General features: G+C 44.2%; 8 protein-coding genes and 3 pseudogenes. 7 read left to right on the top strand and 4 right to left on the bottom strand.

Annotated features, from left to right (window positions below; translation table 11 throughout):
- The 6 genes and pseudogenes from H5300_RS24130 to folM form a co-directional block, all read left to right on the top strand.
- Positions 1-114 (top strand): annotated as a pseudogene (locus H5300_RS24130) (IS630 family transposase); the annotation flags it as partial.
- Positions 115-119: 5 nt separating this feature from the next.
- Positions 120-812, top strand: a pseudogene (locus H5300_RS24125) (endonuclease); the annotation flags it as partial.
- 437 nt (positions 813-1249) lie between these two features.
- Positions 1250-1747: a 2-amino-4-hydroxy-6-hydroxymethyldihydropteridine diphosphokinase gene (gene folK, locus H5300_RS24120; protein WP_182797095.1), complete on the top strand. Its 498-nt coding sequence runs from the start codon at positions 1250-1252 to the stop codon at positions 1745-1747.
- 187 nt (positions 1748-1934) lie between these two features.
- Positions 1935-2306, top strand: a complete 372-nt coding sequence (gene folX / locus H5300_RS24115; protein ID WP_182797094.1) for a dihydroneopterin triphosphate 2'-epimerase — start codon at positions 1935-1937, stop codon at positions 2304-2306.
- Between the two features lie 17 nt (positions 2307-2323).
- Positions 2324-2962 (top strand): GTP cyclohydrolase I FolE, encoded by a 639-nt coding sequence (gene folE, locus H5300_RS24110; protein WP_076646644.1) that lies wholly within the window; start codon positions 2324-2326, stop codon positions 2960-2962.
- A complete protein-coding gene (gene folM, locus H5300_RS24105) occupies positions 2959-3675 on the top strand; it encodes a dihydromonapterin reductase (RefSeq protein ID WP_182797093.1) in 717 nt (238 codons plus the stop codon). Before folE ends, folM begins: the two co-directional genes overlap by 4 nt.
- 95 nt (positions 3676-3770) lie before the next feature.
- On the opposite strand, the pseudogene H5300_RS24100 reads toward folM, so the two are convergent.
- The 3 genes and pseudogenes from H5300_RS24100 to H5300_RS24090 form a co-directional block, all read right to left on the bottom strand.
- Positions 3771-4135: pseudogene (locus tag H5300_RS24100) on the bottom strand (hypothetical protein).
- A 15-nt stretch (positions 4136-4150) separates the two neighbouring features.
- The gene (locus H5300_RS24095) at positions 4151-5023 is read right to left on the bottom strand and encodes a patatin-like phospholipase family protein (RefSeq protein WP_182797092.1); all 873 of its coding nucleotides are present in this window, start codon (positions 5021-5023) and stop codon (positions 4151-4153) included.
- 83 nt (positions 5024-5106) lie between these two features.
- Positions 5107-5445 carry a cytosolic protein gene (locus H5300_RS24090; RefSeq protein ID WP_102458514.1) on the bottom strand — a complete coding sequence of 113 codons (339 nt, stop codon included), beginning with the start codon at positions 5443-5445 and terminating at the stop codon, positions 5107-5109.
- Positions 5446-5953: 508 nt separating this feature from the next.
- Here H5300_RS24090 and H5300_RS24085 point away from each other — a divergent pair.
- Positions 5954-7462, top strand: a complete 1509-nt coding sequence (locus tag H5300_RS24085) for a DUF3360 domain-containing protein (protein ID WP_065605601.1) — start codon at positions 5954-5956, stop codon at positions 7460-7462.
- 114 nt (positions 7463-7576) lie between these two features.
- On the opposite strand, the gene H5300_RS24080 is transcribed toward H5300_RS24085, so the two are convergent.
- The gene (locus H5300_RS24080; protein WP_182797091.1) at positions 7577-8503 is read right to left on the bottom strand and encodes a hypothetical protein; all 927 of its coding nucleotides are present in this window, start codon (positions 8501-8503) and stop codon (positions 7577-7579) included.
- Positions 8504-8884 lie beyond the last annotated feature (381 nt).

The following is an 8884-nucleotide window of genomic DNA, read 5'->3' as shown; positions in this document are numbered from 1 at the left end:
TTCAAGGAAGCCATAGACCAATTTTTTACTGTAACTCTTCCAGAGATTGCAGGTTCGTTGACGTCTCGAATCAATGACAATTTTCAGGTGTTTAAGCCTGCATCTTCAAGTTGATTGGGTATAGTAGTCAGGGTTACACCGCTATTTGGACATTAGTGTCTGAGGCTGACCTAGACGCATACTATGACACTGATGGGTCGATTCTCGATATGTATTCGGAGAAACCTTCAGGCTCAGATTCAATCCAATTTACTAAGGTGTCCGATCAATGTGGTCAATACAGCAAAGAAGGTGATTGCTACAACCGTGAGCACTCATTCCCGAAAAGCTGGTTTGGTGGGAAAGTCGAGCCAATGAACTCTGACGGGCACCATTTATTTGCCACTGACGGCTACGTTAACTCGAAACGTAGTAATTGGCCATTTGGTGAGGTAAGTAGTGCAACATACACATCAAGCAATGGTTCTAAATTAGGCAGTGCAGCAAACTCTCTTGGTTATGCAGGTACGGTGTTTGAGCCAATTGATGAGTTTAAAGGTGATTTCGCAAGAGCATATTTCTACATGGCAACACGCTATGAAAATGAAATCGCTAATTGGGAAGGAAACTCCACAAGCTCGGATGCCGCTCTGGATGGAACCAATACAACCGTTTTTGAACCTTGGCTACTTACTATGCTAAAGCGTTGGCATTCTGAAGATCCAGTAAGCCAAAAAGAAATCGACCGAAATAAGGCGGTACATGATTTCCAAGGGAATCGTAATCCGTTTATTGACCATCCAGAGTTTGTAAGCCAAATCTGGGGAAATTAATCGGAATATAACCACCATGACAATGGTTTCATGATTATTGAATTGAGCCCAATCCTTTGTTTGGGCTTTTTTATTGATAGGCATTAGAGAGCATGATTTAAAATATTTGAAAAAGCATATTGTCATGAAGGTCCGTATACTTGTCAGTGATCGGCACCATCAATACTGGACGCTACGTTAAGCGACTTTCCATACCTATAGTTATTCATGACCGATCATATTCATTTTTCCCTCACACATTTTTGTCCAATACCTTCATCGGCTGAGTTTGTACTCGTGGCACTTTCTAGCTCACAGGTGCCCTTTTGTCGGGCTCAAAACGGGCAAAACTTGTAACAGAACCGTATTTTTCTTTTGTCTTCCTACCATTAAAAGGATGCATAGCTGATCTTCATAGCAAGTCGGACGTATAGGCTGTTTAAAAGGAGGGAAAGACTATGGCCACCGTCTATGTCAGCATCGGAAGCAACATTAAACGCGAACATCACGTCACAGAATCACTCAAAGCATTGCATGACCGCTTTGCGCCCCTACACATTTCTGAATTCTACGATTGCGAGCCTGTCGGTTTTAAAGGGGATAACTTCTTAAACCTAGTCGTTGGGTTCGAATGTGACCTCCCAGTCGCAGAGCTGGTTAAAGTTCTACATCAAATCGAATCAGAGAACGATCGCAAGCGTCAGACCAAAGCCTATGCTTCACGGACGATGGATATCGACATCCTTCTTTATGGTAATCAAGTGGGTGTTATCGATGGCGTAGAGCTGCCTAGAGGCGAAATCACCGAGTACGCTTTTGTGCTCAGGCCGTTAGTCGATATTGCTGCGCAAGAACGTCACCCCACTCTAGACATCTCATATCAGCAGCTCTGGGAAAACTTCGATCAGTTAAGTCAGAAAACCGAACCCATCCCTTTCGATATCAGTTTCACCTAGCCTCTACATGACTGAAAAAAGAACGGCTACAACAGGAACAATTGCGAAAGGAACAATTGCGAAAGGAACAATTGCGAAAGGAACAGCTGCAAAAGGAACAACTGAACTCTTAATCGCGTGAGCTTTACTGATCTTTTCTTAAAACAAGCACGTACCTGACTTCACTCTCTAAGGATTGGACACTGTTATGAATCACAACGCCATTATCACCATTACAAATCTCAGACTAAGAACCTTCATCGGCTTCAACGAAGAAGAAAAGTCTAAGCAGCAAGACATCGTTATCAATGCAGAGATCCACTACCCCGCTAACAACCTTTGCCTCTCAGATGATGTGGAGAACGCACTCAACTACAAAAACATCTGCAAGAAGATCATTCAACATGTCGAATCCGGAAGATTTCTGCTTTTAGAAAAGTTAACCAGCGTCGTACTCGGCATTTGTATCGATCATCCATGGGTACGATACGCTCAAGTGAGAATTGATAAGCCTCATGCCCTACGTTTTGCCGACTCCGTTTCACTCACGCTTAGCTATGAAGCAGAGCTCGAAAATTAACTCATAAGGAGAGAGTCATGCTGAATACAGAAGCTGAAAAAGTAAGAGAAGCTTTGCTCGCAAAAGGACTTGAAACCCCAATGACACCGAGCGAAATGAATCCCAACCAGAAGTACAACCGCATCAAAGGTCTGTTAACGGAAGTGGTCAGTACGCTTGGGCTGGATTTAACCGACGACAGCCTTGCTGAAACACCTCATCGCATTGCAAAAATGTACGTTCACGAGATCTTTTCAGGGCTCGATTACGATAACTTCCCAAAAATCAGCGTTATAGAAAACAAAATGTCGGTTGATGAAATGGTCAAGGTGTCGAACATAGACTTAACGTCGACGTGCGAACATCACTTCATTACCATCGATGGTTTAGCAGAAGTGGCCTATATCCCTGAAACCAAGATACTCGGGTTGTCTAAAATCAACCGTATTGTTCGATTCTTTGCTCAGCGTCCTCAGGTACAAGAGCGCCTTACTCAGCAAATCCTAGTTGCGATACAGACTCTAGTCGAAACAGAAAACGTGGCCGTGACGATTAAAGCCACTCACTACTGCGTTAAATCCAGAGGTGTCATGGATGCAAACTCTGAAACCTCAACGACCGCTCTCGGTGGTATTTTCAAAACTAACCCTCAAACCAGAGCTGAGTTTTTACGATGAGTGAAACGATACTAATAACCGGCGTGGGAAAGCGACTCGGATTCGCACTGGCGCAGCAACTTTTAGCGGATGGATACAAAGTAATTGGCACTTACCGCAGCGACTATCCTCAACTGCAACTGTTGCGCGACAGTGGAGCCGACTTACAACAGGTAGACTTTTATCAACAAAGCAGCCTAGAGGGCTTTCTTCATTACGTTGGTCAAGAATATAAGACACTTCGAGCCATCATACATAACGCTTCCGACTGGAAGCCGGAGAACAAGACAAACCCCAGTGAAAATGCATCACAAATCATGCACCAGATGATGACGATTCACGCCACCGTACCTTATCTGTTCAATTTAACGCTCAAAGACCAACTGATGTCTGGCGATAAAACGTCAGACATCATCCACATCAGTGATTACGTTGCGGAAAAAGGCAGTAAAAAACACATTGCTTACGCGGCCAGTAAAGCTGCACTCAACAACCTGACGCTATCGTTTTCAGCAATGCTGGCTCCCAAGGTAAAAGTAAATACCCTCTCTCCAGCCATGATTAAGTTCAATGAACATGACGATGAGGCATACAAAACTAAAGCGCTGCAGAAAGCTCTGATCCCGACAGAAGCGGGCTTTGAGGAAATAATAGATGGCATCAAGTTTGTGTTGGCCAGTCACTACATGACAGGAAGAACCTTGCACCTTGATGGCGGAAGGCATTTGAAGTGAAGTCCATACCTTGTGGGCTTACGTCAACATAGAAACTCAAAAGACTAGCGACTGCTGTTACCAATAAACCGTTAGAAGCTAGAAGCTACTATGACCTAGATACTGCTAAAAGAGTGAGGAAGGCGTTTTTCTTCGTCCCAGCCGGATAACTCAATATTGGTCAATGACTTGCGCTTCTCATTACACAGTGAAGCGAGATTGATGATAGGCAGTTGGGAAACTGCGCGGTAAGTATGACCTTTTTACTTTCACTCAGGCTGCTTCGGCATTGCGCCAAAACCGCTTCAGTATCTAATTGGTGAGCGTTCTCGATAATCTGGATATCAGCGTTCTCTTGATAGCACTCTATCAGCCAAGATACCGCAGGCTCTTCTATGCTGGTGAGTACGATGACATCTTTTGTTGCCATAAGCTCTTGGAGTTCAAGCTCTTTTAGTTCAGTTTCCATAATTACTCTCATTCAGCAGCAAATACATTAAAGTCGGTTGCCCAGTTTAGCCTGTGCCAAATGGTAGCCTCTGTCTATCATCTCTTGTGAGCGATCAAACTCTAAGGTGCCACAAGCATTACGTGGGACCTCAAGCGTAATATCGGCGGGATAAGCGGCCAGTTTTTGGCGAGCAATGGTCGATTGCATCGCATCAAACGCTTGGTTGGCAATGTCGTAGGCAGCAAAATTGAAGCTCATTTTACTTTTTACACTGCTACCAAGATTATCGATAAAGTGAACAACCTTCTCATGCAGATTGCTCTCTTTTGTAGGTAGGGAAACCGGTATCGTTTCCTGTTGAAGCATCTCAGGTTCACCACCTAAGTTCACAGCCAGAGTAAAGTCTGTCTTATCACTAAAGGTAGGCGCAATCGGTACGGGATTGAGCACTCCTCCATCAATCAGCACTTCACCATTAATGACATGTGGAGTGAAGAACAGTGGCAAAGAGATGGAGGCGCGAATGGCATCAAACAGAGAACCGGATTGCAGCCAAACCTCTTTTTCTTCGGCGACGTTGGCAGCAACTGCGGTATAAGGGATGGGCAGATCTTCAATTGAAATCTCGCCGATCAGCCCACGCAGCGTTTCGATGATCTTGTCCCCTTTGAAGATACCGCTCGATTGCCATGAAAAGTCCAACATCATAGCCATATCCGATTGGTCGATACTGGTGACCCATTCTTCAAATTCATCCAACTTGCCCGCCGCGTAGACACCACCGATAAGTGCGCCAATTGAACAGCCAGAGATGGATTTTATCTGATAGCCATGCTCGATTAACCAACGGATGATTCCAACATGAACCAAGCCTCTTGCGCCACCACTGCCAAGTACTAATGAGATCGTTTTTTCCATCGTATTAATCCTTTAGTTTCTAATTCTAGGGGAGCTAACTCGCTGATTTACCAATTCGCAGATCTCAACTCACCGAGTCACTCTCAGTCCATACGGGTAATGAAGGTTTGCTCGTCATCCACAAAAGCCACATAGTCGCCGTGATAGATAAACACCCGACCACGCCCTTCCACTATACACGCTAGCTGTGGGTTCAAATCTTCTTCAAGATTTTCACTTTGATACGTGCCGGTATCAGTGATCACACCGAGGAGTTTAGGCAAAAATCCATAGCTACGCTTGGCTTGATCAATCAGGCTCAATTCACTGGTGGTAGAGAAGTAAGCTGGGATGGGACCAGCATCTTCAATAAACATCGGTTTCAGTTCTTCAAAAGCTGTAATCACCAGCCAGTCGATGCCGTTTACGTGATGGATAAACATTGTTTATAAATACCTAGTTTCTCGATAATTCTGATGCGGAGATTCTAACACTATCAGGGGCCAAACGTAGGAGAAATTGAGCTACTAGAGGCAATCCCTACCCCTGCTTATTACCCAATATATCCAACATAAAACTGAACCAGATGTCACTATCAAATCACACCAGAACGCAACCAAGCATGCAGCCAAACGTAAGTCGTTGGACTTTTTTCTGGGCCTTTAGAGTCGAACCATTTGTTGTTGAAAGTGACTTTGTTATTCCTGAAATCAAGAGCCTACCAATAAACAGACACATACTATCTACAGGGTCTAATACTAGTCGTCCGACTCTACGACTAATGTCTAACCGACTGAGTCTATTTGTTTTTTTTGGTTTGGTATAAGGTACTAACAACTAAATGTTAATGAATTTTTAATTATAAGTTGACGCATTGTTTACACCTCATGCCGTGAGTCAACAACGTTTGTTGGAATAACACACCTCAGAGTGTGAACGAAAGGAATCAAAATGAGCACTACTTTAGAGTCCGCACATATACAAACAGAGAAGCCTCAAGCCAATGAGGATGAACTCACCTATGAACAACAACACAAACCAAGATCGGAATTTGATTCCCGCGAACAATATTTAGAGCATGAATTACAAATCATGGCGCCTAAACGCTGGCGTCCTAATTTGCCGTTTAAAGATTATCGATTCGAAATAGAAGACACCATCCCAGCGATGGCCGCTACGATTGGTAAAGTTGTGATGGTGGGCGCGATTGCTGCTACCTTTGCGGGGGCTCTCGGATTAAATGAAGACTTCATTCTAGAAAACGTTCGTTATGAACTCCTCATCGCCTCTGTTTTCATTATTATTTTCTCTGGCTTCCTATTGCCGACCGCGAACCTCGCAGGTACACACGGCCCACTCATCCCTTTAATTCCAATTGTGGTTGCAGCAGGCGGACACCCTATGGCGTTTGGGTTGCTGATTGGCGCTTTTGGCCTAATCTTAGCCATCAGTAAAGGTGGCAGTATGTTGGCCAACCTCACCAGTAAAGGCGTATGTGGCGGCCTATTGCTCTACCTTGGCTTTGTTGGAACCGCCTCTCAAGTGAAAAAGCTGTTCGCTTGGGCTGAAGGAATTGGCATGAGCCATATCGCGTTTGTCGTGATCTTTTGCACCATCATTTTATACGCGTTATTAGAACATTTCCGTAAGCGCTGGTTAGCCGTACCTCTTAGTTGTTTACTGGGTGGTACGATTGCATTTGCCATGGGTGCCCCATTTGCTTTCCACACAGAGCCAGGTTTGCCTAACATGAACCCTATGTATTGGTGGGGAGAAGATACAGGTTGGATGCTAGGCCTACCAACGATTGAACACTTCATGGTGGTATTGCCGTTTGCTATTTTAGCTGTGGCTATGTGGTCACCAGATTTCTTAGGCCATCAAGTATTCCAAAAAATCAGCTATCCAGAACGTACCGAAAAAGTACACATGAACATTGACGACACCATGACCACGGCATCAATTCGCCAAACGTTCGGTTCTCTGCTTGGTGGTACTAACTTTACTTCTTCATGGGGTACTTACATCGTACCAGCGGCGATAGCTAAACGCCCTATTCCTGCTGGCGCGCTACTCACAGCTCTGTTCTGTATCATCGCCGCAGTTTGGGGTTACCCGATGGATTTAGCTATCTGGCAACCTGTACTGTGTGTGGCGCTGATTGTTGGGGTATTTGTTCCATTGCTAGAAGCTGGAATGGAAATGACTCGTGAAGGAAAAACCACCCAATCGGCCGCGATTGTTGTGTTCTCTTCAGCGCTCGTTAACCCTGCATTTGGCTGGGCTCTCACCATGCTGTTGGATAATTTAGGCTTAGTCGGTTGTAAAGAACGTAGTAGTGAACTGAGTAAAATGAGCCGTTGGGTGTTGCCTGGCACTATGTTTATTGTGCTTAGTGGTGTAATGGCGTTGGTTGGTCTTCTACCGGGCATACCGGCGATTATCCCAAGTTTTCGTTAAGCTCGATTAATATTTAGTTTTAGTCGGAACACAAAAAGGCCTCGCAATCGCGAGGCCTTGTTTTGTCTAAGTTTCAACGAACAAGCAGCTAGCAATTTACGATGGTAAACCAAATCAACTGGAGAGCCATTCATCCAGTACTGTGATGAATTTAGGGTTAACGAGATAGCCGATGGAAGCATGCGGATTGCTTTTTCCGTTGCGAATATTGAGGTTATAGATTGGGTGGATATCTTTCATTCCGCCGGGTATCAGACCCAGTTTAAGCATATCTTTAAAGTCATTTTTAATTTTGCTGTCATGAGAGATAAAGTCATCTTCTGCCGATATGTTTATCCATTGCTGAATGTTTAACGGGTACTTCTTTTCATCTTTCAAGCGGCTCCCCTTTAGCCTATCTTTTACGTTTTCATCTCCTAACGGTGACCCGAGCGTAAGCAATAAATTGACCTTCTTATCCGCACCATAGTCGTGTCTATACTCTCCGTAATGAGACAGCTTCCATAACACGTCATAACTGATCATCGACCCGAGACTGTGCGATACAATCATCACATCATCCTGATTATCAAGCGCTTCCTTCAGTTCAACCATTAGCCTATGCCTAACATCGCTACCAAAATAGGTATCTTCATACCAATAATGCGCCATGTCCGGTGCGACCTTCGTTATGAGTGTCTCAGCCACACCTAGCTTTCCAAATAGCGATGAAAATGTATCTGCTAACGCCTCTTTTAGAAAACCAATTTTAGATACCTGGTTATACGTTGTTTTATTGAACTGACTTGTCTTGTACTTTTTGAGTTGAGACAGCGCTTGTTGTCGGCTTGCAGGGTCTTCCGTTGGTTTCTCTAGCAACGTGTTTGATAGTTCACCGTAATAGACAAACCGTTTATCGACATCTTTAAAAGCTTGTAATGAACTTGAGTGTCCACAATCTCGCTGCAAGCCATGTTCTACGGCCTCGTACCAGAGTGCTTGAAGGGGAGCTTTATCGGGCTTTTGAGCGCGACCATGAATGAATATTATTTTCTTAGCCATAGCAGGACGTCCTAAACACATAGTTAAAATTATTATCAGTAGAAAGCACCACTAGATTCGGTCAGCAATTACTAATAACAGCGGTGCTAATTACGTATCTAAGGGTGGTTGTTGGATCATTTATATAACTATGAGGCACAAGTTTAGGGACCATAAACGAGTGAACGATGCGATCATTGCTCGCACATTGGGAATAAATGTATCTAGCAAAACCTCCAAATAACAAAAGGCCTCGCACACGCGAGGCCTTAGTTATACCCGATTTCAGATAATAACTGCGACATTCATGGAAAGGTGTAGAAGAGAAAGCCAACTGCCGAAAGTGGTACGCTCTTCTCGCCAAAGAAACAAGCAGTACTACCATGAATTATCAGCAGTTGA

It is taken from the genome of Vibrio sp. SG41-7, from assembly GCF_014164465.1.
GTDB classification, from domain to species: domain Bacteria; phylum Pseudomonadota; class Gammaproteobacteria; order Enterobacterales; family Vibrionaceae; genus Vibrio; species Vibrio splendidus.
Note: the sequence above shows the minus strand (reverse complement) of the source record. Positions and strands in the feature narration are given on the sequence as shown.